This is a genomic window from Bacillus sp. AR2-1 (genome assembly GCF_008368755.1).
Lineage (GTDB): Bacteria > Bacillota > Bacilli > Bacillales > Bacillaceae_G > Bacillus_A > Bacillus_A wiedmannii.
This window is the reverse complement of record NZ_QORY01000035.1, coordinates 95,179-119,029: the sequence shown is the minus strand read 5'-3', so window position 1 is coordinate 119,029 and position 23,851 is coordinate 95,179. Positions and strand designations below refer to the sequence as shown.

General features: G+C 31.9%; 29 protein-coding genes and 1 pseudogene. 19 read left to right on the top strand and 11 right to left on the bottom strand.

Annotation, left to right across the window (positions count from 1 at the left end; genetic code table 11):
- The first annotated feature begins 471 nt into the window (after positions 1–471).
- Entirely contained in the window at positions 472–651 is a 180-nt protein-coding gene (locus DT250_RS29255; RefSeq protein WP_149214202.1) for a hypothetical protein, read from the top strand.
- A 144-nt stretch (positions 652–795) separates the two neighbouring features.
- Here the strand turns inward: DT250_RS29255 and DT250_RS29250 are convergent, their stop codons facing one another.
- Both DT250_RS29250 and DT250_RS29245 read right to left on the bottom strand, forming a co-directional pair.
- The gene (locus DT250_RS29250; RefSeq protein ID WP_001001284.1) at positions 796–1,173 is read right to left on the bottom strand and encodes a hypothetical protein; all 378 of its coding nucleotides are present in this window, start codon (positions 1,171–1,173) and stop codon (positions 796–798) included.
- A 718-nt stretch (positions 1,174–1,891) separates the two neighbouring features.
- Positions 1,892–2,002, bottom strand: a complete 111-nt coding sequence (locus tag DT250_RS29245) for a YjcZ family sporulation protein (RefSeq protein ID WP_000540371.1) — start codon at positions 2,000–2,002, stop codon at positions 1,892–1,894.
- Between the two features lie 402 nt (positions 2,003–2,404).
- On the opposite strand from DT250_RS29245, the gene DT250_RS29240 reads away from it, so the two are divergent.
- A complete protein-coding gene (locus DT250_RS29240; RefSeq protein ID WP_000473814.1) occupies positions 2,405–2,686 on the top strand; it encodes an LCI fold-containing protein in 282 nt (93 codons plus the stop codon).
- Between the two features lie 156 nt (positions 2,687–2,842).
- Here DT250_RS29240 and DT250_RS29235 read toward each other — a convergent pair whose 3' ends face one another.
- Together DT250_RS29235 and DT250_RS32765 are read right to left on the bottom strand one after the other, a co-directional pair.
- A complete protein-coding gene (locus tag DT250_RS29235; protein ID WP_149214201.1) occupies positions 2,843–3,736 on the bottom strand; it encodes a helix-turn-helix domain-containing protein in 894 nt (297 codons plus the stop codon).
- Positions 3,737–4,166: 430 nt separating this feature from the next.
- Entirely contained in the window at positions 4,167–4,382 is a 216-nt protein-coding gene (locus tag DT250_RS32765; protein ID WP_370513133.1) for a hypothetical protein, read from the bottom strand.
- A gap of 1,147 nt (positions 4,383–5,529) precedes the next feature.
- On the opposite strand from DT250_RS32765, the gene DT250_RS29225 reads away from it, so the two are divergent.
- The 5 genes from DT250_RS29225 (at position 5,530) to DT250_RS29205 (ending at position 11,450) form a co-directional block, all read left to right on the top strand.
- Positions 5,530–7,266, top strand: a complete 1,737-nt coding sequence (locus DT250_RS29225; protein WP_149214200.1) for an S-layer homology domain-containing protein — start codon at positions 5,530–5,532, stop codon at positions 7,264–7,266.
- A gap of 143 nt (positions 7,267–7,409) precedes the next feature.
- The gene (locus DT250_RS29220) at positions 7,410–7,724 is read left to right on the top strand and encodes a PadR family transcriptional regulator (protein ID WP_001078066.1); all 315 of its coding nucleotides are present in this window, start codon (positions 7,410–7,412) and stop codon (positions 7,722–7,724) included.
- A 13-nt stretch (positions 7,725–7,737) separates the two neighbouring features.
- Positions 7,738–8,349, top strand: a complete 612-nt coding sequence (locus tag DT250_RS29215) for a DUF2812 domain-containing protein (RefSeq protein ID WP_088121478.1) — start codon at positions 7,738–7,740, stop codon at positions 8,347–8,349.
- Between the two features lie 219 nt (positions 8,350–8,568).
- The gene (locus DT250_RS29210) at positions 8,569–9,708 is read left to right on the top strand and encodes an S-layer homology domain-containing protein (protein WP_149214199.1); all 1,140 of its coding nucleotides are present in this window, start codon (positions 8,569–8,571) and stop codon (positions 9,706–9,708) included.
- An 833-nt stretch (positions 9,709–10,541) separates the two neighbouring features.
- A complete protein-coding gene (locus DT250_RS29205) occupies positions 10,542–11,450 on the top strand; it encodes an alpha/beta fold hydrolase (RefSeq protein ID WP_149214198.1) in 909 nt (302 codons plus the stop codon).
- Between the two features lie 199 nt (positions 11,451–11,649).
- On the opposite strand, the gene DT250_RS29200 is transcribed toward DT250_RS29205, so the two are convergent.
- The gene (locus DT250_RS29200) at positions 11,650–11,757 is read right to left on the bottom strand and encodes a YjcZ family sporulation protein (protein ID WP_000505670.1); all 108 of its coding nucleotides are present in this window, start codon (positions 11,755–11,757) and stop codon (positions 11,650–11,652) included.
- A gap of 306 nt (positions 11,758–12,063) precedes the next feature.
- On the opposite strand from DT250_RS29200, the gene DT250_RS29195 reads away from it, so the two are divergent.
- Positions 12,064–12,477 carry a hypothetical protein gene (locus DT250_RS29195; protein ID WP_098189586.1) on the top strand — a complete coding sequence of 138 codons (414 nt, stop codon included), beginning with the start codon at positions 12,064–12,066 and terminating at the stop codon, positions 12,475–12,477.
- A gap of 81 nt (positions 12,478–12,558) precedes the next feature.
- Here DT250_RS29195 and DT250_RS29190 read toward each other — a convergent pair whose 3' ends face one another.
- A complete protein-coding gene (locus DT250_RS29190; protein WP_149214197.1) occupies positions 12,559–13,014 on the bottom strand; it encodes an LptM family lipoprotein in 456 nt (151 codons plus the stop codon).
- A gap of 95 nt (positions 13,015–13,109) precedes the next feature.
- Positions 13,110–13,478 (bottom strand): VOC family protein, encoded by a 369-nt coding sequence (locus DT250_RS29185; RefSeq protein ID WP_149214196.1) that lies wholly within the window; start codon positions 13,476–13,478, stop codon positions 13,110–13,112.
- A gap of 107 nt (positions 13,479–13,585) precedes the next feature.
- Here DT250_RS29185 and DT250_RS29180 point away from each other — a divergent pair, with 107 nt between their 5' ends.
- The 3 genes from DT250_RS29180 (at position 13,586) to DT250_RS29170 (ending at position 14,553) form a co-directional block, all read left to right on the top strand.
- Entirely contained in the window at positions 13,586–13,975 is a 390-nt protein-coding gene (locus DT250_RS29180) for a YflT domain-containing protein (protein ID WP_000448812.1), read from the top strand.
- Between the two features lie 50 nt (positions 13,976–14,025).
- Positions 14,026–14,226: a CsbD family protein gene (locus DT250_RS29175; protein ID WP_001293468.1), complete on the top strand. Its 201-nt coding sequence runs from the start codon at positions 14,026–14,028 to the stop codon at positions 14,224–14,226.
- A 75-nt stretch (positions 14,227–14,301) separates the two neighbouring features.
- Positions 14,302–14,553, top strand: coding sequence for a GlsB/YeaQ/YmgE family stress response membrane protein (locus DT250_RS29170; RefSeq protein ID WP_000522902.1), 252 nt, complete (start codon positions 14,302–14,304; stop codon positions 14,551–14,553).
- Between the two features lie 182 nt (positions 14,554–14,735).
- Here the strand turns inward: DT250_RS29170 and DT250_RS29165 are convergent, their stop codons facing one another.
- Entirely contained in the window at positions 14,736–14,936 is a 201-nt protein-coding gene (locus DT250_RS29165; protein WP_000390989.1) for a methyltransferase, read from the bottom strand.
- Positions 14,937–15,132: 196 nt separating this feature from the next.
- Between DT250_RS29165 and rsbV the strand changes: the two genes are divergently transcribed.
- The 5 genes from rsbV (at position 15,133) to DT250_RS29140 (ending at position 18,519) form a co-directional block, all read left to right on the top strand.
- Entirely contained in the window at positions 15,133–15,471 is a 339-nt protein-coding gene (rsbV, locus tag DT250_RS29160; protein ID WP_136444379.1) for an anti sigma b factor antagonist RsbV, read from the top strand.
- Between the two features lie 6 nt (positions 15,472–15,477).
- The gene (gene rsbW, locus DT250_RS29155; RefSeq protein ID WP_048545439.1) at positions 15,478–15,960 is read left to right on the top strand and encodes an anti-sigma B factor RsbW; all 483 of its coding nucleotides are present in this window, start codon (positions 15,478–15,480) and stop codon (positions 15,958–15,960) included.
- Positions 15,923–16,699, top strand: coding sequence for an RNA polymerase sigma factor SigB (gene sigB / locus DT250_RS29150; RefSeq protein WP_097906877.1), 777 nt, complete (start codon positions 15,923–15,925; stop codon positions 16,697–16,699). Before rsbW ends, sigB begins: the two co-directional genes overlap by 38 nt.
- A gap of 69 nt (positions 16,700–16,768) precedes the next feature.
- The gene (locus DT250_RS29145; protein WP_088062271.1) at positions 16,769–17,209 is read left to right on the top strand and encodes a ferritin-like domain-containing protein; all 441 of its coding nucleotides are present in this window, start codon (positions 16,769–16,771) and stop codon (positions 17,207–17,209) included.
- 167 nt (positions 17,210–17,376) lie between these two features.
- The gene (locus DT250_RS29140; protein WP_149214195.1) at positions 17,377–18,519 is read left to right on the top strand and encodes a fused response regulator/phosphatase; all 1,143 of its coding nucleotides are present in this window, start codon (positions 17,377–17,379) and stop codon (positions 18,517–18,519) included.
- A gap of 38 nt (positions 18,520–18,557) precedes the next feature.
- Here DT250_RS29140 and DT250_RS29135 read toward each other — a convergent pair whose 3' ends face one another.
- The 3 genes and pseudogenes from DT250_RS29135 to DT250_RS29125 all read right to left on the bottom strand — a co-directional run bounded on the left by DT250_RS29135 (position 18,558) and on the right by DT250_RS29125 (position 22,578).
- Positions 18,558–19,415, bottom strand: coding sequence for a CheR family methyltransferase (locus tag DT250_RS29135; protein WP_149214194.1), 858 nt, complete (start codon positions 19,413–19,415; stop codon positions 18,558–18,560).
- A 16-nt stretch (positions 19,416–19,431) separates the two neighbouring features.
- Positions 19,432–22,122, bottom strand: coding sequence for an ATP-binding protein (locus DT250_RS29130; RefSeq protein ID WP_097906876.1), 2,691 nt, complete (start codon positions 22,120–22,122; stop codon positions 19,432–19,434).
- 205 nt (positions 22,123–22,327) lie between these two features.
- Positions 22,328–22,578, bottom strand: a pseudogene (locus DT250_RS29125) (hypothetical protein).
- A 222-nt stretch (positions 22,579–22,800) separates the two neighbouring features.
- Between DT250_RS29125 and DT250_RS31925 the strand changes: the two are divergent.
- The 3 genes from DT250_RS31925 to DT250_RS29115 all read left to right on the top strand — a co-directional run bounded on the left by DT250_RS31925 (position 22,801) and on the right by DT250_RS29115 (position 23,850).
- On the top strand, positions 22,801–22,941 hold the full coding sequence (locus DT250_RS31925) for a hypothetical protein (RefSeq protein WP_080377776.1): 141 nt from the start codon (positions 22,801–22,803) through the stop codon (positions 22,939–22,941).
- 36 nt (positions 22,942–22,977) lie between these two features.
- Positions 22,978–23,508 carry a general stress protein gene (locus DT250_RS29120; RefSeq protein ID WP_097890560.1) on the top strand — a complete coding sequence of 177 codons (531 nt, stop codon included), beginning with the start codon at positions 22,978–22,980 and terminating at the stop codon, positions 23,506–23,508.
- Between the two features lie 138 nt (positions 23,509–23,646).
- Positions 23,647–23,850 carry a DUF4028 family protein gene (locus tag DT250_RS29115; protein ID WP_088121490.1) on the top strand — a complete coding sequence of 68 codons (204 nt, stop codon included), beginning with the start codon at positions 23,647–23,649 and terminating at the stop codon, positions 23,848–23,850.
- The last annotated feature ends 1 nt before the right edge of the window (position 23,851 follow it).

The window sequence follows — 23,851 nt, the reverse complement described above, 5'->3', positions numbered from 1 at the left end:
AGGGGATCTTCTTACTCCTATATATATTCCAATAATTGCTTCTATTTATTGTTATAAATATTATCCTGCCTAGATTAATAAGAAGAGATGAAAAAACACGCTAAGCAAAAAATAAAATAAGCTACCCAATATGGAAAGCTCATTTACATAATTCTCTTTATTAGCAGTAGGGCATTAATTCATTTGATGGTTTTAAAAACAAAACTCATTTCGTATATTCAGAATATAATGGAATTTTGTTATAATGTATTAGAGGTCTACATTGTGTGTAGTTATTGTTAAGCATTCAAATAGTATTTTTTACAGTAAATCCAAGCTAAAAAAAGGGACTTAATATGTTAAATGGTTTTGGAATTCTAGGAACTATTATTAATGTGTTAACTTTAATTGGATTAGTATTTTTATTTAGAAAATTGTTTAGAAAAAATCAATAAAATAACATTTGATTTAAATAAGAAAGGAGGGGGAGTTATGTTGAAACAAGGATGGAGTAAGTGTAAATCCCCTAAAGACTGTTTACGAAAAGCTTTAGACTTTATTTTTAGCGAAATCATATGGGATTCTATTTTCAAAGTTTTCCTTAAACTGTTATGGGCATTTAAAGGTATAGCAAAAGGTTTGAAACGCCTAATAGATAGCATATTTACATAATTTTCGTTATTGGTAGTTAATACATCTAGAAGTCTACAAAAATATCCTCCAGTTAAGTACTCTGGAGGATATTCATATTTACATAATCATTCTTAAAAGAAGCCACACAAAATGAAACCTCTTTAGCTCCCAAAAGGCTTACTCTTATCTATTAATAACTGTACATCGTCTTGCTCCTCTACAGATTAAACGCTCGGCTTCTCTTAATGAAATTGGAACAAGTACAGCTTCATCAACATCGTCTTCTACATCAAAAACCGCAAATGCTTCCCCACCCACGATTAAAACACAAATGAATTCTACCTCTAAATCATCATGAGACCTAGGAATACAATTAGAAATAGTACAACGTTGAATACCCCCTGCTAACAATGTTCTAGCTTCTTGCTCAGATATTCGAATAAAAACAAATTCCTCTATGGCTACATTTCCAACTTCCACTTCAATTTCTACTAGAAGAAAGAATCTGTTTCTAATTCTCACTATACAATTTGCCCCAATTGAAATAATATCTTCATTCATTCTTTTCACCTCCTTTAAAACTATATAATTCATAAAGAGGTGAAATGGTGTGGACAAGCAAACAAAAAAGTTATTTTTTTGAAATGTGAGACATCAGTTAACAACTATCATCAAAAAACAGAAAAAACAACCTACACTACAGGAAGTTTTTTCTGTTTTTAGTCTGCATACGATATTCAAAATTAGTAAACATAACGTCTCATTATCGGTAGAGAGGGAAAAGAAGAAACCTACTTTCACAAGGGAATCTTCTTTTTCTGTTCTATGGAACTATGCTTTTTTATACATTCCTATTATGGCGAGCTTTTAGGTTTCTCGTTTATTATTGAAATGCTAGAAAAATTGTATAAAATTTTGCATACTCTTAGCGTGGTTTTCTTCTGAAATGCTGGTAGTACTCCATTTATAGGTTATGAGGAATGGTGTTTTTTATACTATTATCTATTCTTGGATTTTATAAATAGCATCTATATGAACTTATTTTTTATTAAAAATAATAGAGTTTTTCAAAAAAGATATTTCCTTTGTGGGAAAAAGTGGTCCCAAATTCTTTTAGTTAAAAGCTCATGTCTTAAATCGATTCATATTTGAGGTATGACGAATGCGAAAAATGAAAAAAACAAATCCAATCGTGATAAAAGTTTGGAACCAGATAATGAATAAGGCACATAAAGAAAAGGTACCTATATATAGTATAGGTACCTTTTCTAATAGTTTTTTAGCAGAAACAACTGCATCCGATAATGATTAATAGAATAAATAATACAACTAATAAAGCAAATCCTCCAGCGAAACCGCAGCCTTCGCCGCAACTACCACCATATCCCATAACAATAGTGCCTCCTTTAGATAAGAGGGTAAAACTAGGGTTCATTCCATGGATTTTAATGGGTTCACTTTACTTTATGTTTTAAAGAATGAATGGAGCAGGTCCTTTTGAAAATAAAGAAAAGACGCCATTAGGCGCCTTTCTGTTAGGTAGATAAGACTTTAGTTTTCCAATCTAAAGAAATTTTGTATCAGTTCTTTGTGAGTATATCATAATATCTGATTGATTTATTATGCATTGTTACATAATTTTCTAACTCCTCTATTTTTCATTTGATAAAATAAAATCCTAATATTACCAAAAATTAAATAAATATTTCTACATATTCAAGATATTTACATAAATTACAAAAGTGATACATTTAAATTGTAAGCTATAAAAACTATTAAAGGGGGATTTATTATGTTCAAGAAATTAGTAGTAGGAGCATTAGCGACTGGTATTGCATTAACAGGAGGAATTGGGGCAGCTTCAGCTGATACGCAAAAAGCTGTGAGCTCTCCGAAGCAAGCAACATGCTCAATTCCTTATGAGTATTCTAATGGTAAATTCAAAAGAACTCTTTATTACTCAAATGGAGTATATGCTAATAGTTTTAATGAAAATGTTTGTGGTGGGACGATTACGTGGTATTTAAAACATGTTCAAAATGGAGTTGCTTTTTACGAAGGTAATTTAAAATAGTAGATTTTTTGAACCTCATTTATTGAGGTTCTTTTAGTTTTTAAACTGATTCTCCACAAAAAAAACACCCAAAGGTGCCTTCCTGCGACTTGAACCACTTTAATTTTAAAAATACAGGGATTTTTCCTGTGGTTTTTGTAAGTAGCTTTTACGAAATTATGAGTGTTTTTTATTTTGTATTTCAATAAGTTCATCTGGTAGCATTTTTGTATAATATTCTTTTTCTGTTAGTTCAAATATAAATAATGCTTTTTTCCAGTTATAAACAACATCTTCTACATTATGTTGTTTAATCTTTAATAAATACTGACCTTTTAAATAGAATAGTTCACCTAATAGGTATAAAGTATTTAGATTAATTGCTAATTTTATACCCTTATCAAGGTATTTTATTGCCTCTTCATGTTGATATGTGGAGTCTAAACATTTTGCTAAATTTAAAATGATTTTTAATTTAATTTCTTTATCTCTAGGAAAATCTAACTTATTAAAATTAGTTAAACATCTTCTTAATATATTAATACCTTTTTCATAATTTTTATTTTCCGCATAAAATATAGCCATTGTTTGCATAATATCTATTTCTCTTTCTGATAAAAAATCAGAATTAGTTAAAGTCAGTTTTAATGCATTATTTAAAAGATCTAAAGCAGTTTTTATTGATCTATCCACCATAAATATAGCAATTGATTCGTGCCATATTAGAAACTGTTTCTCTTCTTTTGTTTGAAAATTATTTAAGTTTTTCTCTTTTTTTACTATTTCATAAAGTTCTTTATATTGTTTTTGCTTTAAGCAGTCTTTTATTACATATTTTACATTTTTTACATATTTTAATCTTTTGTTTTGAGTTAGTGCAAATATATTATTTGGATCAATACCAAGTCTTTCTGATAACTGATATAACAATATACTAGATGGATAAATCATACCTTTTTCGATCTTGCTAATTTGACTTTGTGAACATATTCCATGACATAATTCGGATTGTGATATATTTTTTTTCATTCTAAGTTCTTTAATGATAATACCCAAATCGTTAAATTCCATTTTTCCACCTACTATCTAGCACTTTATTAGTAAAAGAATATTCCCTAACCTTAATGTAATGTAAAAATAATGTAGTTGCAATTATTGTTTGTTGTAAAGGGCTTACCGTTTTCATAAGGTGGTGAGGATTTTAATATGTACAAAAAAGACACCCAAAGGTGCCTTCCTGCGACTTGAACCATCTTAATTTTAATAATATGTATTGGACTCCCATCCAACTATTATTTTATCATGTTAAATACATAAATTCATTGAGAAAAAGATATCGCTCATTATTCATTCTGTCAAAAGGATTTATCCCACGTAACGTATGAATGTTCCATAAATGTATCAAAAAAATGAACAAATCGTGATTGGAATAAAAAAGTCGTATGTGCCTCAATATTAGAATTACATAAAAACGCTATTTTAATAAAAGCGACATTGAAAGTTAGCAAGCAATACTTAAAAGAGTAAAAGCGGCAAATGCGTAAACTAATAAGCTACTAGTAGCAAGGAATTTTATAGTTTCATTTGTAGAAATAATAGTTAAACATAATGCTATAGATGCACCTATAAAGAATTGGTACTTTGTATGTATATTTGTAAGATTAATTATTACGAGTACAGTTAAGAAAAGTGAAATGAAGTTAAAATATCTTTTCATTGTCATATTTCCTTTCAATGTTTGATCTGTATTTATTATACTAGATTGTACCAGTAATAACATACTTTGTAATGAATCTTAATAGAAATCTCATTTTGCCATAAATAAAAAGTCGGTTGTTTCCGCAACCACCTTTCAGTGAAACAAAGCAATTTTTTAGAAATAAAATATGGATGATTCCTGAAAATGGTATAGGATATAATTCAATTTTTATAATTCAAGTGACGGGTTTAATTTATCCCGCTATTTGCGGGCAGTAAGACCTCCACCTTAACATTCAACGGAAGCAAAGAAGTTAGGTAGGGGGCGGGCTGCCCGTAAAAGCCCTATTGGTGAGGGCTGATAATCATTGGGGGATGAACAAAACCCTCAATGATTAAAGTTTCACTTTATAAGAAAGGAATGACTACATTATATGAAAACTTGTCTAATAAGGTTACATATAAAAGAGCAGCTAGCAATGGCTAACTGCTCAATACAAGGAGATACAGAGAAAACTAAATGAATGTTGGCATACAGCCTATCAACATTATGGACATAATATTGAGTTTTATTCGAAGGAATTCATGTTTTATAAATTAGATTATGATAGTCGGTATTCTTTTATTAAGTAGCCAACAGCACTGATTACTATAAGAATGAAAAGAATAAGTTCTAGTGTAACTGGCAGTTGATCTACCCTAAATGCATCAATTTGTTACATTATGATTATAAGATGTTTTTTTATAGTTAGTGGTGAAAAATTTAATAAAACTACCTCTATATGAAAAAAGGTTCTGTTGTCTCCAACAGAACCTCTTCTAAAATGGAAAAGAGTAACTCTTACCTTACTCTTTGTTAATAATATTACAGGAGTGTTAATGGAAATCCAAGACTCCTTATATTGAGAAATAAAGAAGAATTATTTTAAAGAATTTCAATATAAAATTAGAGATTACCATGAGGGGAGTTATAACGAGTTACTACCTATACATATTCATAAATAAAACAACATAATATTAACACGGAAAAATATATTAATATGAATTTTTGCATATTTTAAAAATCAATATATCCCTTAAAACCTTTTAATTGTATAATATATTTTGTCATATTTTTAGATTTTTCGACAAAATATAAAATAGAGAACGTATTGGGAGAAGGAATTATGTACACAAAACTATTAAAATCAATTACATCATTATCACTTATTGGTGGTGCTTTATTGTATACAAATGGCAGTGATGTGAGAGCTGCTGAGGCAGGTATTTTTTCTGATGTGCCTACATCACATTGGTCGTATCCGGCGATTAAAGATTTAGCGGGTAAAAATATTATTTCCGGTTATGGAAATGGAGTATTTGGTTTTGGAGATGTTGCGACGAGGGAGCAAGTTGCAGCTTTAGTGTATCGAGTTATGCTACCGAATAAACAAGGCGGAACGTTTAGTAGCAATAATGCTCTTTATGTATTAAAGGACGGATCGAAGTTTAATAATCCTTATGGTGATATTAATCAAAACTCTACGATGTTTCCTGAGGAAATTTTAATGTTAACGAATGCAGGGGTATTTACAGGGGATGAGAAAGGGAATTTTAGACCGAAAGCTCCTGTGAGTCGTGCGGAAATGGCGCAAATTTTAACAAACGCTTTCCATCTTTCTGCGAAACAAAAGCATACGTTTAATGATATTCCAAGCGGTTTTTGGGGTGAAAATGCCATTAGTGCGGTGCAATCAAACGGGATTGCTTCTGGTACAGGCGAAGGGAAATTTGAGCCATCTAAAACGGTAACACGTGAACAGTATGCACAGTTTTTATATAATACTTTGAAATATAAAAAGCCTGAAGTTGCGGTGCAAGATACAGGGGATGCGGCATTATTAGCAGCATTTAAAGATGAAGTACAAAAGCGTATTAATGCGTACGAAACGAATATTACACTTCCATATAAAACGAAAAATGGTAATCAGGAAGAAGTAATGAAGACACTTTTCAACGCCTATAAAGAAGTCGCAAGTAAAAATGAGTATACAAATTATAATAGATCGAATGTTTCATATGGAATTTCTGGATCACCTGGAAATTATACGTTTACGTTAAAGATTACATATCGTGAAACGAAAGAACAAACGGAATATGTAATGAAGCAAGCAAAGGCAATTGTTTCTTCTATTACTCAAGTTGGAATGGATGATCACGAAAAAGTGAAGGCGATTCATGATTATGTCGTAAAGCATATTTCTTACGATACGTCTTATAAAGCTTACACAGCATATGAAGCACTCGTAAATCGTTCTGCAGTTTGCCAAGGTTATGCACTATTAACCTATCAATTATTAAAAGAAGCTGGAATTGAGAATCATTTTGTAGTAGGAACTGGGGACGGTCAGCCTCATGCTTGGAATTTAGTGAAAATCGAAAACAAATGGTATCACCTTGATACAACATTCGATGATCCAGTGCCAGATGAACAAGGCCGCGTTACGTATTCCTATTTCAACTTATCAGATGAGCAAATCGCAAGAAATCATGAGTGGAACAGAAGTGACTATCCGCAAGCTACAACAAATTATTATAGTACATTAACAAATAAAATTGCGGCAGGTAGTACGAAAAACCCTGCATATCAGCAAATATTAAAAGATACAAAGTTAAATTATTTAGGAAATGAATACATTGCAAATAACTATAATGAATTCAAAAATAAAATGCAGAAACGTTATAACGAAAAGTCACCAAAGATTGAAATCCTTTATAAACAATCAATGGATGGCGCATTGCAAGACGTGAAAAAAGTAATTGGAGAAATCGGTTATCCGCAAGGGGCGAACCGTGTTTCTTATAAAGCTGAGCCGTATAATGCGAAAGAAGGATATTCTTTAGTGACGATTACGTTTATGTAAAAAAGCAACCTAGATTCCATGTTGGATCTAGGTTGCTTTTTTTTAAACTTAATTTGACATATACAGTTCAACTGTATAAAATTAAACTATACAGTTGAACTATATAGTTTAGCTATATATTTATCGTTACATTGGAGGTCTTTATGAATAGAGATAAAAATTTACCATTAACGGAAACAACATATTACGTTCTTTTAGCTTTATTAGAGCCAGCTCATGGATATTTAATTATGCAAAAGGTGGAGGAACTGAGTAATCATCAAGTAAAAATCGCAGCGGGTACATTGTATGGTGCGGTTGAAAATTTATTAAAACAAGGGTTAATAGAATCGGTGAAAAGTGAAGATAAACGAAGAAAAGTGTATGTCATTACGGAACGTGGGAAAGAAGTATTGCACTTAGACTTTATGAGAATGCAACACATTATTGAGGTTACAAAGAGTTTATTACACGTATAGTTAGGGTGAAACAATGATGTGGAGATTGAAATTCTTTTTAGACTTTGAGAAAGAGGAAAAATGGTTAGAAGAGATGGCTTGGAAAGGCTATCAACTAGAAAGCAATACATTTGGTTATACATTTAGATATACAGAGCCGGAAGATGCGACAATTAAAATAGACCATAGAGTATTTAGTAGAAAAAGTGAATTTATTAATTACTGCACATTATTTGAAGATAGTGGCTGGGAGCATATAGCCGGTAATCGGTGGTCAGGTACGTACTATTTTAAAAAGATAAATGAAGAAAGTGAAGATGACATTTTTTCAGATCAAATGTCACGAGCAGGGAAATATAAACGTCTATCTAAAACATTTTTAGAATTAGCTATATGCTCTATTCCGATATTAATTCTATTTATGTTTAATGACACGATTCATTTAGGAGCACTTGCAAATCCAAAAGAACTATATTTTACGCCAGGACTATGGGATAAGCAAGGTATATCATTTCTATGGTCATTCTTATTTGAAACACCACTTGCACTGATGAGAGGCTTTGCATGTTTGTTTATCCCTGCTGCAATTGTTATGTATTTAGTTTGCTCGTATAAAGCAAATCGGTTGTATGAAGAGAGAAGATGATAGAAAGTATCCCCTTAAAGCTGGCGTTTTGAGGGGATTTTTGAGTTTATAAATGGTATCTTTTTTAAAAGGGGTAAAGGAAAAGGATGCGTATGGATTTTAATTTTGTAAACAGTATCCAATGGAATAATATTCTTAAAATACCCAATATTAACCTATTTATATGTTAATATTGGAAAAGATGTGTGCAATATATTTTAAGGATAAGGGGATTCAATTATGAATTTTAAACAATTAATTTTGGCAGGGACAGTTATTGCATCAACAACACTAACTCCTCTAACAAATGTGCAAGCAGAAAACACAATAGGATTTAAAGATGTTCCTGAACATCACTGGTCTTATAAAGCGATTATGGATTTACAAGAGAAAAATATTGTATCCGGTTATGGAAATGGAATATTTGGTTTTGGTGATAGTATTACACGTGGACAAGTAGTGAGAATGCTATATGCCTACTTGAAGCCAGCGGATGAACCTAACTTACCAAATCCTTACACTGATGTGAAAAATCATATGTTTGAAAAAGAAATTTTAACTCTTAGTAAGGCTGGTATTATAAGTGGATTTGGCGATGGGAAATTTGGTCCAGATCGTATTTTAACACGTGAACAATTGGCTGCTGTATTAACAAATGCCTTTCATTTAAAAGCGACATCTATTACCACTTTTAAAGATGTAAATAAAAATTACTGGGCAACAAATGCTATTAGTGCATTACAAGAAAATAAAATTGCTGCTGGCACGGGCGATAATATGTTTGAACCTTACAAAATTGTAACTCGTGAGCAGTATGCACAATTTTTATACAATGCAATTATTAAATTGGAAAAACCAGAAATAGAGCCTGAGTCAAAGCCTGCTGTTATACCGCAAGAGTTAGCAGACGAGCTCATTTATTATCATGAAGGTTGGATGGATAGCTCTTCGGTATTAAAAAAATCTATATCTAAGGAAGCACAAAATCTTATTACTGAAATTAACGCAAAACATAATGCGGAGCTAAAATATATAGGGATAGGCGGTCCACGTTCAGAGGTCGTGTTATTCTCTCCGGTATTAGAAGGGATTCCAGAATTTAATGGGAATTTCACTGTAGAAGGCGATAATGAAAGTAACTTTACCGTTAATTTTGTAATTGATAGAGGTCAAGGTGAGAAGGCGTTAGTAGAGTTAGGTAAAAAGTGGATCACTATGATAAATCCAAACTTAGATTTGAGTACAGAGATTGATAACATAGTGGCTTCTAATACACGCACAGGTAAATTTGATATAAATAAAAACAATCTTAAAATAGAGATAAGCATAGAGAAGCAAAATTCTAGTAGCGATCTAATGAGTGTTAAAATCCACAAGTAAAAAAAAGGAGTGAAATTTCACTCCTCTTTTACTTTCTCTACTTTTATCCTGCTATTTATTAACCGTAACGCCCAATTCATGAAGGCTAATGATCAGTGGGGAAGGAAAAAACACTGATTATAGTTTTAAAATATTTTTGGGATATTTAGTTTTAATTGGTATTTAATACCTTCAAGTGTTTGAGTGTGATATACTTAATGATAATAATATTCCTTAGGAGGATGATTGTCATTCATATACTTTTAGGTATTATTGGAGCAATTGTTTTACTTGCTTTTGTTATCCAGCCAGGCGTCCCAGACAAACGTGTCCCTCTAAAAAATAAACTTGCAGTAATTCTTCCATTGATTGTTATATCCGGGTTAATTTCCTTGTATGTATAATTAGAAAAGTACGTACCTTAGTTTAGTAAAAAACTCACTAGAACTACCACTATGGTTTTTTCTTCACGATAATTATGTACTAATCCCTTTTTTTGGTTCCTACTTAATAGAATACAGTATAAATTTTATTGGTATGTTACATCAGCTTAGCTTGTTCTCTTGTTAATCGCTGCATGGATTACAAAAATATCTAATACAGAAGACCAGCATATAAACTATTGTATTTCTCAATAAACAAAACAATTTAATGTGGTAAAATAATAGTTGGATGGGAGTCCAATACATATTATTAAAATTAAGATGATTCAAGTCGCAGAAAGGCACCTTAGGGTGTCTTTTTCTTTTTTCTAAATGACAGTTTTGGCTTAAAGAAGATAAATCTTCAATGGATGATCCCCATGAATATATAAATAAAGTTTATCCATATATTTGTAGAAAGGAGGGATTCAAATGAAGAGAGAGGATAATAAGGTTGGTCACTTTATATCTGAAAAAGGAAAAGAAGACTTTCAAATTGCTTACGATGAATCAATGGCACTTCTTCCAACACCTAACGATATGAAAGATATAGAAACTACATTTGGCACAATTCGTACGTATTACTTTACTAAAGAGGAAAATAAACATAAGGAACCAATACTCTTACTCCCTGGACGTGGTGCATCTACTCCAATGTGGGTACCGAATTTAGAAGGGTTAAGGGAGAAAAGGCCTGTTTACACAATCGATTTACTTGGTGAACCTGGAATGAGCGTGCAAACGAAGGTGATTGAAAACCAAAAACAACAAGCAGAATGGTTAGATGAAGTAATTGAAGGATTAGGTTTAAAAAAAGTGCATATCGTGGGTGTCTCTATTGGAGGTTGGACAGCAATGAATTTGGCCAGATATAACCCTAAGCATATTGCTACGACTAGTTTATTGGACCCAGTCTTTGTATTTGCACAAATATCCATAAAGATGATTCTGGCATCTATTCCAGCTTCCGTTCCTATTGTACCTAAGTTTTTAAGAGAAAAGATGTTAAGCTATGTTTCTGGAGGAGCAGAAACAAATGATGATGAGCCAATCGCTAAGTTAATCGAGTCGGGCATGCGTAACTATAAATTGAAAACACCAGCGCCTGATTTATTTAGTAAAGAAGACTTAAAAAATATCAATGTTCCAGTGCTTGCCTTAATGGCTGAAAAAAGTACAATGCACAATTCGGTAAAAGCAGTCGAAACTGGAAAAAAATACGTTAAAGATATAGATATAGTGAACTGGAAAAATGCATCTCACGCAATTAATGGTGAGTTCTCTAACGAAGTTAATGCCAGAATCCTTGATTTTGTAGAAAAACATTCTACTGATAAATAAGTTGAAAGTGGGAAATATGTTGTAATGACAATTTTACTTCTTCTATTTTCATGAATATGTATAATTACATAAAAAATCAAGGGAAAAGAGAGTATACTTTGATATTGTGTAATAAAGATAAGGCCCGCCTACGGAAATAGGTGGGCTTTTTTTACATATGAAGAAAAGACACTCACATGAGTGTCTTTTCGATAGTTTTTTAGCAGAAGCAAGCAGCTCCAACGATGATTAATAAAATAAACAATACAACTAATAAAGCAAATCCTCCGGCGAAGCCACAGCCGCCACAACTACCACCAAAGCCCATAATAGTTCCTCCTTTTAATAGGAGAGGAAAACCAAGAGTTCACTCATGTGTTTTAACGGATTCAATTTACTTTATGCTTTTACAAATGAATGGAGCAGGTCCTTTTCAAAATAGATTTATTCTTAGAAGGAGTTCAAGGGCAAAATAGGAGAATCTATATTATTCATTAAGAGGGAATAAGTGAAAAATAAAATATCCAAAAATACAGATGGAAATCCGCTTTTATACCTTTCATTAAAATAATACTAGCATTATATATTATAAGGAATACTTGTCCTTAATTGTAAATGAAAGGGGGGAATTGATATGAGTTATGGCTATGGTCATCCTCCTGGAAAATGTTATAAACATCACAATGAAACTTTGTCAACGGGTGTATTACGTAGACATTCCGCTACGTTGTTTCTTACTGTGGAAGCTATGAATGTTGATCCAGATGATACTCATACAGTAACTGTTGAAATGTTTGATTGGTCATCGGGTTCTCCGGTATTGTTACCATTAGTAGACCCTTCAACACAAACATTGGCACCTAATCGATATGTTACTTTTCGTTCAGCAGCTCTTCCTCCAGGACTTTTTGCTTATGAAGTAAGAATCATTCGTCCGAAAGATAGAGATGTTGTTACTAATGTTTTTGGTCTTAGTGCAATAGTATTTAATCCACAAGAAGGAAATAATGTTTTACAACATGATTTAGCAAAATTAGATCTTAAATAGATTTTATAAAAGTTTATTTATTGGACAAGATTAAAAAAGAGTAGGATGTAATCCTACTCTTTTTTAACATCAATTAGAATTTTAAAAGAAATCCTTCATCATTTTCGCGTCTTTAATGTTCACTACCACACCTTCAAATTTATCTTTCTTCTCATCTTTAGCAATCGTAATTTGCTCTTTATTATCAACCCACACAAGAAACTCTTCTTTTACGTCATCTTTATATGTAACGGTAATAGTAGAATGCACAGATTCTCGCTTTTTTTGATCAAGTGTAATTGCTTTAGGAGTTCCGCTTTGAATTGCTGAAACGATAGAGTGTATCATTTCTTCGTTGTCTGTTTGAGATTTAGAAGTAGTGTTATCGGTTGTCCGAAGTATTTCGATATCTGTAATGTTTGCGGAGTTTAATTGAAAGGCATTTTGTTTCTGTTCTTGTTTAGCTTGTGGAGATTTGTCTGTAGCTGAGGTGCTTGCACAGCCTATTAAAGTGAAAGATAGAGCGGTTAGAGCGAATATAGATATGAGTTTTTTCATAGTATCCCTCCTCACATTTAATTATAACAATTTTCTGTTAATTCAGGTAGTTATTGTAAGTAGATTTATTCTACTAGTTTTGGGATAGGGTAAATTCAAGAGGAGGTTAACCTTAAATAATAACCATCGGGGTCTACAATACGAAAATCCTTCATTCCCCAAGATTGAATTTTAAGGTTAGATTCCACTGGGTAATTTTTTTCTAATACATGTTGGTATATTTGTTCGATATTATCAAAAACTATGATAACCTCAACACCTTTTCCTTTTGGATTAAGTCCACCTGTTTTTAAATAATGATTTTGATTAAGAATATAATCAGGGGTCAATAATAAAGAAAAATCCCCTAGTTTAATCATTGCACCAGTTGCATTCTTTTTTGAGAATACAAGGGTAAGGATTTCCTCATAAAAACGAATAGACCTTTGCAAATCTTCAACAAATAGCTCTAGACGAAAGTGCATATGTCCTCTCCTTTTCATTTTTTTTCAAATTTTATGTTTAACATTTCGAAAATGGGTGTACTACATATAATATAACAAATAATTCATTTTAAAGGAGGAAGTTAAAGATGGAAACGAAGTATAGTAAACCTTTTGTATATGAATTTATTACGGAGAAAGAGGTCATGAATGCGGCGAATGATCTAGTGAAGAAAGGGATAGACCAAAAAGATATTTACGTATTAACACATGAGAAAGAGAGGACAGATAGAATTGCAGACAATGCAGACGTGAATACAATTGGGATAAAAGAGGAAGGACTTGGGACAAGCATTATTAACGTCTTTCAAAACACGGGAGATCAGTTAAGAAATAAGATGCAAGAGTTAGGGCTTAATGAGGAAGAGGCGAACTTCTACGAAGAAAAGCTGGATGAAGGAAAAATCTTGTTATTCGTTAAGGATTTAGAAAGAGTCGGTGAATGGTTACAAGAAAGAAGATGCATGTATTCTATTTAAATTTGTATCCTGTAAATCTATAAATCTATTACGAAAAGGAGATTGTAAATATGAGTGAGAACGGACTAAAAGAACAAGTTAAAGGTAAAGTTGAAAAGAAAAAAGGACAAGTAAAAGAAGGAATTGGTGAAGTTACAGAAGATAGAGAGTTGAAAAATGAAGGGAAGTGGGAAAAAACGAAGGGAACGATAAAAGAAAAAGTCGGAAAAGTGAAACAAAAGATAAGTGATGAATTGGATAATAAAGAATAATATATGTTCATCAAGCTTTGGTTACATACTAAAGCTTGATGAATCCAATATAAAACGAATATAGGAGGTTTAATTGTGGGACTTATTATTACGTGTATTGTAGGTGGACTTATTGGTGCGTTAGCTGGAATGATTACAGGAAAAGACTTTCCGTTAGGTATAGTTGGTAACGTGATTGCCGGATTAATCGGATCTTGGGTAGGTAGTGCGTTATTTGGTCATTGGGGTCCTGAATGGGGAGGCATCTTTATTCTTCCGGCGTTATTAGGTGCAATCGTCTTTATTTTAATCGTTACATTCTTTTCTAGAATGCTGCGGAAAGCGTAAGTATGATAATGAATAGTAATCTTAAGTTTGTTATATATAGCTATAAAGTTAACAAACTGATAAATATACATAAAAAAAGCATCCAATTAAACTAATTTGGATGCTTTTTTTATGTAATCTGCATAGGAAAGAGTGGAGGATGAAGAACCCCCACTCATTAAAATTACACTTTCTATTATGTATTAAACCATCGTTACTTTTTCACAATTATTTATTTTTACGACCTGCCTTGGTTCTATATGAGATAAGTCTTCGCTATTACCGATATCCACTACAATTGTATTCGTTAGTATGTTAATAATGGAACCAATTAATTTTGTAGCATGATCGTGTCGATAAGAAAATTGAACAAAATCTCCCTTTTTAAAGTTGTGCTCTTCCATAGATAGATCCCCCTAAAAATAATGTTTATACATTATACATACACAAAATTATAAGTTTTAAACATTTATTAGTACGATTTAAGTGTTAAGTCGAGAAAGGTGTAGAAAATTTATTTATAATGAAAATAAAAAAATATGTTTAAAATTAATTTTTATGGGTAATTAAATAGTAAGAGTTTGAGATAAGGGGGCGGAAATGATGAATTTGGCAATAAATATTTTGCAAAATGATGTAGGTTATACGGTACAACTTAATGGTGAAATTGATGCATATACGGCATCAGATTTGAAAAATAAGATTATGCCTATTGCAAGCGAAAAAGAGGTTCATATTGTAGTAGATTTTACTGAGGTAGAGTATATGGATAGTACAGGTTTAGGCGTGTTTATAGCGCTATTAAAAGCAGTTAAGAAAAATGATGGAAAGCTAGAGTTTATTGGTGTATCTAAAAGACTAAAAAGATTATTCGATATTACAGGACTAACAGAAATATTAAATTTGAATTCCGATTTTGAAAAAGTAGAAAGAAGGTGACTAGGGATGATGGAGAGATTTGAAAAGATAGAAATGAAAATTCCTGCAAAGGCAGAATATGTGGCTATTATTCGTTTAACAATGGCTGGTGTTGCGAATCGAATGGGCTTTGCTTATGACGATATAGAAGATATGAAAATTGCTATTAGTGAAGCATGTACAAATATTGTACAACATGCATACAAAGAAGACGTTGGAGAAATTGCAATTGTCTTTGGGCTATATGAAGATCGATTAGAAATTATGGTTGCTGATAATGGGGTTAGCTTTGATTTTAGCACCTTAAAAAGGAAAGTTGGTCCGTATGATATTAGTAAACCAGTAGAACATTTGCCAGAAAATGGTTTAGGTTTATATTTAATCAATACGTTAATGGATGATATACAAATTATGCATGATGAGGGCATGACAGTTTTAATGACAAAATATATACAAAGAGAGCAGGTGGAGAATGATGGAAATCCAATCTCAACCTACAAATCTTGCTAAAGAAGACGTTATTAAACTAATTGCAGACTTCCAACAAAACCAATGTGATGAAGCACAGGAAAGATTAGTTCATCACTATAAAAATCTCGTACATTCCATTGCATATCGCTATTCAAAAGGTGGGCCGATGCATGAGGATATTATACAAGTAGGAATGTTAGGGCTCTTAGGCGCAATAAGAAGGTATGATTACTCGATAGGGAATGCTTTTGAGCCGTTTGCAATACCTACGATAGTAGGCGAAATAAAGAAGTATTTACGTGATAAAACTTGGGGTATTCATGTTCCAAGGCGAATGAAAGATTTAGGCGGGAAGATTAAACTTGCGATAGAGGAGCTAACAGATCAACTGCAACGTTCACCGAAGATTATAGAGATTGCGGATCATTTAGAACTATCCGAAGAGGAAGTGCTAGAAATTATGGATGCGAAAAATAATTATCGAGTATCTTCCTTAGACGATGTAGTTGAAAATTCATCTGATGGCAGTTCGGTAGCGAGAATTGAATCTGTAGGTGAAGTAGAGCAAGGATATGAAGAGACAGAAAGACGTCTCGTTTTAAAGGATATTTTTAACGTATTAAATGATACGGAAAAGAGTGTTATTCATTATATATTTGAAGAGAATTTAAATCAAAAGGATACAGGGGAACGGTTAGGTATTTCACAAATGCATGTTTCTCGTATTAAAAGACAAGCGATAAGTAAATTGAAGCAAGCGGCGTTTTTAGATACATAAAAAATTTAAAGAGTTATGTTTAAAACATGAGAAAAGGGGTAGTTATTAAGTATAGGAGGAGATATAAAAATGTCACACGATGTGAAAGAACTAATCGAAGGATTGAATAAAGATTTAGCAGGAGAATACTCGGCAATTATTATGTATAACCATAATGCTGCTACAGTTTCTGGTATATATAGACAAGTGTTAAAACCTTTCTTTGAATCTGAAATTAGTGATGAACAAGGACATGCCCTATATTTAGCGGAGAAAATTAAGACGTTAGGTGGTACACCTACTACGATCCCTTTACCAGTGAAACAAGTAGAAGATGTTAGAGAAATGTTAGAAGAAGCTAGGAAGTCAGAATATGAAACAATTAAGCGTTATGAAACGAGAAAAGAACAGGCCGCGAAATTAAATATGACAGAGTTAGTTGTAAAGTTAGAAGATATGATTGCAGATGAAACAAATCATATGGAAGAGTTAGATCGTCTTTTAAGTGATAAAGCAATGGTGTTAAATTAATTTATAGAGTGAAAGAACAAACTCTCATTTCTAGGGGGTTTGTTCTTTTGCTGTATAAAAAATATGTTTGAGTAGGAAATTTTCATTTTGTAACTGAGTATGTAATACTAGAAAAATAGAAAATGATCATAGATTTACATTTTATATAAGAAAAGGGGAAATAACTTGTGTCCATTTTAATTGTCGATGATAATCCGGTTAACATCTTTGTAATTGAAAAAATTTTAAAACAAGCCGGATATCAGGATCTTGTATCGCTTAATTCTGCACAAGAGCTTTTCGAATACATTCAATTTGGAAAAGATTCTTCCAGGTATAATGAAATTGATTTAATACTATTAGATATTATGATGCCTGAAATTGACGGACTTGAAGTTTGTAGGCGATTACAAAAAGAGGAGAAGTTTAAAGATATTCCTATTATTTTTGTAACAGCTTTAGAAGATGCGAATAAATTAGCTGAAGCGCTTGATATAGGCGCAATGGATTATATTACGAAACCGATAAATAAAGTTGAATTGTTAGCGCGTATGCGTGTAGCATTACGCTTGAAATCGGAATTAAATTGGCATAAAGAACAAGAAGAAAACCTTCGTAATGAATTGGATTTAGCTACACAAGTACAAAGAAACTTATTAAGTAGCCCATTAAGAGAAAATCATATAAAAATTGAAGCAAGCTATTTACCTTCATTCAAACTAGCTGGAGATATGTATTATTGGTATAAAATCGATAAAAACCGTTACGGTATTATATTATTAGATGTGATGGGACATGGTATATCTGCTTCATTAGTTTGTATGTTTATTTCGTCTGTATTACGTGAAACGATTAAATCTTTAATCGATCCAGAACTTGTCATTAAAGACTTAAATAAATATATGACTCTTTTACATAATGAGAATGATAATATTCCATATTATTTTACAGCGATATACTTAGTAGTTGATACAGAAAAGAGAACAATTGAATATGTAAATGCAGGACATCCTTCTGGATACGTTTTAGTCGATGAAGCGAATGTAGTGGAACTAAATCGCGGGGGTTGTGCGGTAGGATTTTTTGATGAAATAAAAGTTGAAAAGACAGTTATACCTTTTGAGGAGAACGCTCAAATATTATTATTTACAGATGGTGTGCTTGAAGCAATTGCAAATGATGAATTTGAGTCTGAAGAGAAATTACGTGCTTTTACAGAAAGAAAATGGGGAGATTTAGAAGAAGAGATAGAAGGGTTTTATAAGGAAGAACAGAAGAAAACACAATCAGATGATATGTGCCTCATTATGATACAAACGAATGCGAAATAAAAAGCGTATGAAATCCAAACAGAGGATTTCATACGCTTTTATTGTATTTTTTGATAGATTTGTTCGTTCGGATTAAACTGGATATAATGCGGCATTATATTTGAAAAACGAAGAGTTTCTTTATTTCCTAAACATAGGAATCCATTGTGGCCTAAACTTTCATAAAATAGTTGCTGTACTTGGTTTTGAAGTTTACCTGTAAAATAAATTAAAACGTTACGGCAAAGTATAATATGAAATTCGTTAAAAGATTGATCAGTTACTAAATTATGTTGCGCAAAGATAATGTTTTGTAAAAGAGATGGATTAAAATAAGCAAAACGATTATCTGTTGAATAGTAGTTAGAAAATGCTTGTGTACCGCCAGCTTGTAAATAGTTTTTCGTATAAGTTTGCATTTTATTTAACGGAAGGATGCCTTGTTTTGCTTTTTCTAACACATTTGTATTCATATCTGTTGCGTAAATAACAGCTTTTTCACTTAATCCTTCTTCGTGAAGTAAGATGGACATGGATAATACTTCTTCACCAGTTGCGCATCCAGCATGCCAAATTCTAATTTCAGGATACTTTTTTAATTCAGGAATGACATGCTCTCTTAGCGCTTTAAAAAAGTTAGGGTTACGGAACATTTCAGTTACATTAATGGAGAAATCATTTAATAACTGTTCTAAAAGCCCTTCCTCATGAATTACTTTTTCAATTAACTTTGAAATGGTTGGTATATTAGAGATCTGCATTCGATTACAAATTCTTCTATAAATAGATGTACGAGCATATTGGCGGAAATCGAAGCCAGATAGTTTAAATACCGCTTCTAATAGTAATTCAATTTCTAAGTTCGTGCGCTTATCCATATCGACGGATGGATCAAAATTATAATACTTATTTTCCACTTAAATTAAACCTCACTTATTTTATTAACCATACACTCATTACCGAATAGAGTTGATGTAAATTTAATGGTTTACTTATATAATCTGAAGCGCCAGCAGATAAACATTTCTCTTTATCATTTGGCATTGCTTTCGCAGTTAATGCGATAATAGGTATTTCATGTAACCTTAAGTTCATTCGGATATGTTCCATCGTTTCATAACCGTCCATATTCGGCATCATAATATCCATTAAAATAAGGTCAATATTTGTATTGTTTTTTAGTATGTCTAAACACTCTATGCCATTTTGTGCAGTAATAATGTTGGCATGTTGTTTTTTTAATGCATTTTGTAATGCAAATATATTTCGGTGATCATCATCGACAATTAAAATGGTTTTCTCTTGGAAGACATTATTTGTTTCAGGAGTCACGATAGTTTCCTCCACAACTTCAGCAGGGGTAACATCTTCTATCGTTGCTGCAACCTCTAAATTGGATACTTGTATATCAGTTAATCCATTTGGAAGGTTAGGAATATATACAGTGAAAGTACTGCCTTCTCCTACATTACTCTCTAACGTAATCCAACCACCTAACAATCTAGCAAACTCTTTACAAATAGATAACCCTAAGCCTGTACCACCATATTTCCGAATTGTTGCTCCATCTGCCTGTTGAAAGGCTTCGAAAATGAGTTGCTGCTGTTCTTTAGCGATACCAATACCAGTATCTTTTACTGAAATTGTAATCCAATCATTACTTATAGACTGCATTTCATGACTTAAATTAGTTGCTTCTATTGAATTGAAATGTAAAGAGACGGATCCTTTTTCCGTGAATTTAAATGCATTGGATAATAAGTTTTTAATAATTTGTTCAATCCGTTTTGCATCTGTATAAAATAGATCAGGAATCGTATCACTGTCTTCAATCGTAAATTCGACATTTTTTTGTGCAGCTATATGTAAAAAGTTTTGATGCATACTTGCTGCCATGTCACTTATGTTTGTTGCTTCGAAAATAACATCTAGTTTTCCAGCTTCTACTTTAGATAAATCAAGTATGTCATTAATTAAAGTAAGTAAATCTTTTCCTGATGAATGAATGACAGTTGCTAATTCAATTTCATCGTCGGATAAATGATTATCATGATTTTCTTTTAACATTTCAGATAATAGTAAAATACTATTTAACGGTGTGCGTAATTCATGAGACATATTTGCTAGAAATTCTGATTTGTATTTTGAGCTACGTAATAACTCACTTGCTTTTTCTTCTAATTCTGATTTAGTAATTTGTAAGTCAGCTGTCTTTTGCTCTGCCTCTTCCGTTCTAGACTCTAGTTGTTCATTCGTTGTTCGTAATTCTTCGGCTTGCATTTGTAGTTCTTCAGCTTGCGTTTGCAATTCTTCTGATTGAACTTGCAACTCTTCTGTCATTGCTTGTGATTCATGTAAAAGAGTTTGAATCCGCATACGTCCCATAATACTATGGATTGTTAAACCTAGGTTATCAACAGTTTGTTGAATTAAATCTTGATGTAAGTCTGAAATCTCAGTTACACTTACTAATTCCATTACTGCGATTACTTCATCCTCAAATAAGATAGGGACGACTAGTAGGTTTTTAGGGCGTATTTCTAATAAGCCGCTAGTGACATAACGAAATTCTTCTGGTATTTCTCGAAGAATAAAGCTTTGTTTTTCTAAAGCACATTGTCCAATTAGACCTTCACCCATTTTAATGGATTGTTTTCCAACATCAGAACCTTGATCGGCGAAAGAAGCTTTCTTCACATAGTAGACAGTTTCTTCAATTTCTTCACGTACATAAAATGCACCGCAAGAAGTTTGCGTTTTTTGTATAACTCCACTAAGAATTTTATTACCTAACATCTCAATAGAAGAGACACCTTGATACATTAAAATTAATTCTGCAAGCTCGGTTTGCAACCACTCTCTTTTAGATATTTCGTCTAGTAGGTGGTTCGTTGTATGAGCAAGATCTTTTATTTCATCCCGTGTGTTTACATGAATTCTTTCCGTAATTTTTTCTTTAGAAGAAATGGATTTAATAACTTGAATTACATTTTTAATCGTTTTTGTAATGGAATTCGAAATATAGAGTGAAATGATAATGGAAATACAAGAAAGTAAGAACAATAAACTATATAACCAAATCTCTAATTTATTATTTTGAGTATCTAATTGTGCAGCTCTTTTTTTCGTTAGTTGTTCCTCTACACTACGGAAGTTAGTTAACTGCGATTGTAATGATTGAATTTGAGTCGTGTCGATTGCTTGTACGTTATTACTATTGTGATTCGTAATGAATGGGTGAATCTCTTTATTAATCCAACTAGTAATGTTTTCATTAATCTGTTTTAATTTTTCTTGCTGAGAAGGGTTATCCTCTAATAGAGCTAAAAGATCTTGATAATGTTTTTCGTAATCCTTTTCCGCAGCGTTAAGAGATTGAACGTAATTTGCATCATTAGAAGTGATAAATCCTTTCGCTTTATTTTCAATTGTTAGTAAATCTTTCTCCACTTGATTCGTTAAATTAAGAACTTTAAAATCGTGATCAATAATAAAATTACGAGATTTTTGTAAACTGGAAATCCCATTGTTTAACATAATGAAAGAAATAAGCAAGAACAAAATGATAACTAAATAACCAGCCATAATTTTGAAGCGAATACTAAATTTTGCTTTCGATTTCATTAAAAATTCCTACCTTCAAGGTTATTCAAAGTTTTCAATTGTAAAGAATGAAAAACGTAATATATATTATATCAGTTTTCATAAGGCCAAACTAGAAATCCCCCTATTGTATTAGGGGGTTCTTTTTTAATAGAGGAAATCATTTTGAAATATAAAAACATATATGAAAAGTAACGATCGAGGGAATAGGGGGATAATAAAACTTTTAAGAAGGAAAGAGTGTTCTTAAAGCTTTTTTGCATCTATTCCTTCAAAGATAAATAATACAAGCTCTCTCTTTTTTACAGTAAGGAAAAAGGATATTAATGTGCTTAAGCTTTTAATAGAAGTAAGTGTTCCGTGTTTACTTATAAATAAATTCGTTTGAAATGTTGTCATTAAAGCATAAAAATGATGAATCTGCGTTATTGTAGGTGTTTCATTATAAAGAATAGTAGTAGATTGGATTGCATTCATCGAAATATTCCTTTCCATATAATAAGCATAACAATATAAACATACCCGTTTTAAAAAATGTTAAACATATAAATAAGAAAAAATATAATTATAGTATTTTAGGTTTAGAAAGGGTTATGAAGGGTATACATATACTAGAAAGAGATTGACTGAAGATGAATTATAAGAGTTCTAGTCTATAAAAATATACTTTTACTTTAAATAAAAAGGAGTCTGGTATACATGAATGAAATGATGATTAATATTACATTTGATTTAATTTACTTGTTAAGTAGTTCGCTTGTGATCCTTTTATTATTCGCTTTTTTCGTAAATGGTTATGTTAATAAGAAGATTAGTGTATACAGAAATGAAGAAAGATAAAGATACATTATATAAAACTTTAGGAGGTTAATAGTTATGGATGTAGATAGAAAAATAGTAGGTGTTTTTAGAACAATTGATGATGCGGCGTTCGTTATTAATGAATTAAATGATAAAGGATATGCGGCGGATAATATTTCAGCTATTGCGAAGGATCAAAAGGAAATTGAGCATCTGGAAGAAAAATCGGGTGAAAAAGTGAATCATGAAACTGCACATAAAGCGGATATCTTTTCAGCGACAGGGCTTGTGGCAGGAGGAGTAGCAGGCGGACTCGGTGGTTTATTAACAGGTCTTGGTATACTTGCCGTTTCTGGAATGGGTCCAATCGTAGCAGCGGGACCTATCGCAGCAGCTATTGGAGGAGCCGGTATTGGCGGAGGAGCTGGAAGTTTAATAGGAGCATTTATCGGATTAGGAATTCCCGAAGAACATGCTAAAAAATATGAAGAATACATTTACGATGGAAATATATTAATTTTAGTAGATGCAAAATTAGATGATAAGTTAGAAATCTATAAAATATTTGATAAGCATAATGCGTATAACTCTGATTTCTTTAAATAATATGTACGTCACATATTTAAACATAATGAATATCGTTTTTGATCTTACAACTTTGGCACGGCCGAGGAGTCGTATGACTATAAGAGAGGAAGGGCTTATAGTAAAAGATCAAGTTTAAGAGAGAAGGGGTGTCTTTTCGTGATTGTAAAAATATTAAAGGATAGTAGTAATAGTTTCCTTTGTACAGTGCAAAATAAAAATGGAGAGCAGTATGTGAAGAAATGGTTTAGTAAACAGGAAAACAATGAAGAATTAGGGCGACCAACCTTTAAAGAAGTGGAAAAGGATTGGAAAGAAAATAGAAAATCGTTTATGTATCCTAACGTAAAAGCGCTTTATTAAA

Excerpts from the sequence above, each read along its gene's own strand:
- DT250_RS29120 (WP_097890560.1), top strand. The coding sequence starts at position 22,978 with ATGGATGTAGATAGAAAAATAGTAGGTGTTTTTAGAACAATTGATGAT.
- DT250_RS29235 (WP_149214201.1), bottom strand. The coding sequence starts at position 3,736 with ATGGAATTTAACGATTTGGGTATTATCATTAAAGAACTTAGAATGAAA.
- DT250_RS29145 (WP_088062271.1), top strand. The coding sequence starts at position 16,769 with ATGTCACACGATGTGAAAGAACTAATCGAAGGATTGAATAAAGATTTA.
- DT250_RS29225 (WP_149214200.1), top strand. The coding sequence starts at position 5,530 with ATGTACACAAAACTATTAAAATCAATTACATCATTATCACTTATTGGT.
- DT250_RS31925 (WP_080377776.1), top strand. The coding sequence starts at position 22,801 with ATGAATGAAATGATGATTAATATTACATTTGATTTAATTTACTTGTTA.
- DT250_RS29220 (WP_001078066.1), top strand. The coding sequence starts at position 7,410 with ATGAATAGAGATAAAAATTTACCATTAACGGAAACAACATATTACGTT.
- DT250_RS29165 (WP_000390989.1), bottom strand. The coding sequence starts at position 14,936 with ATGGAAGAGCACAACTTTAAAAAGGGAGATTTTGTTCAATTTTCTTAT.
- DT250_RS29185 (WP_149214196.1), bottom strand. The coding sequence starts at position 13,478 with ATGCACTTTCGTCTAGAGCTATTTGTTGAAGATTTGCAAAGGTCTATT.
- rsbW (WP_048545439.1), top strand. The coding sequence starts at position 15,478 with ATGATGGAGAGATTTGAAAAGATAGAAATGAAAATTCCTGCAAAGGCA.
- DT250_RS29195 (WP_098189586.1), top strand. The coding sequence starts at position 12,064 with ATGAGTTATGGCTATGGTCATCCTCCTGGAAAATGTTATAAACATCAC.
- DT250_RS29250 (WP_001001284.1), bottom strand. The coding sequence starts at position 1,173 with ATGAATGAAGATATTATTTCAATTGGGGCAAATTGTATAGTGAGAATT.
- DT250_RS29245 (WP_000540371.1), bottom strand. The coding sequence starts at position 2,002 with ATGGGATATGGTGGTAGTTGCGGCGAAGGCTGCGGTTTCGCTGGAGGA.
- DT250_RS29190 (WP_149214197.1), bottom strand. The coding sequence starts at position 13,014 with ATGAAAAAACTCATATCTATATTCGCTCTAACCGCTCTATCTTTCACT.
- sigB (WP_097906877.1), top strand. The coding sequence starts at position 15,923 with ATGATGGAAATCCAATCTCAACCTACAAATCTTGCTAAAGAAGACGTT.
- rsbV (WP_136444379.1), top strand. The coding sequence starts at position 15,133 with ATGATGAATTTGGCAATAAATATTTTGCAAAATGATGTAGGTTATACG.
- DT250_RS29180 (WP_000448812.1), top strand. The coding sequence starts at position 13,586 with ATGGAAACGAAGTATAGTAAACCTTTTGTATATGAATTTATTACGGAG.
- DT250_RS29255 (WP_149214202.1), top strand. The coding sequence starts at position 472 with ATGTTGAAACAAGGATGGAGTAAGTGTAAATCCCCTAAAGACTGTTTA.
- DT250_RS29210 (WP_149214199.1), top strand. The coding sequence starts at position 8,569 with ATGAATTTTAAACAATTAATTTTGGCAGGGACAGTTATTGCATCAACA.
- DT250_RS29215 (WP_088121478.1), top strand. The coding sequence starts at position 7,738 with ATGATGTGGAGATTGAAATTCTTTTTAGACTTTGAGAAAGAGGAAAAA.
- DT250_RS29175 (WP_001293468.1), top strand. The coding sequence starts at position 14,026 with ATGAGTGAGAACGGACTAAAAGAACAAGTTAAAGGTAAAGTTGAAAAG.
- DT250_RS32765 (WP_370513133.1), bottom strand. The coding sequence starts at position 4,382 with ATGAAAAGATATTTTAACTTCATTTCACTTTTCTTAACTGTACTCGTA.
- DT250_RS29130 (WP_097906876.1), bottom strand. The coding sequence starts at position 22,122 with ATGAAATCGAAAGCAAAATTTAGTATTCGCTTCAAAATTATGGCTGGT.
- DT250_RS29240 (WP_000473814.1), top strand. The coding sequence starts at position 2,405 with ATGTTCAAGAAATTAGTAGTAGGAGCATTAGCGACTGGTATTGCATTA.
- DT250_RS29205 (WP_149214198.1), top strand. The coding sequence starts at position 10,542 with ATGAAGAGAGAGGATAATAAGGTTGGTCACTTTATATCTGAAAAAGGA.
- DT250_RS29200 (WP_000505670.1), bottom strand. The coding sequence starts at position 11,757 with ATGGGCTTTGGTGGTAGTTGTGGCGGCTGTGGCTTCGCCGGAGGATTT.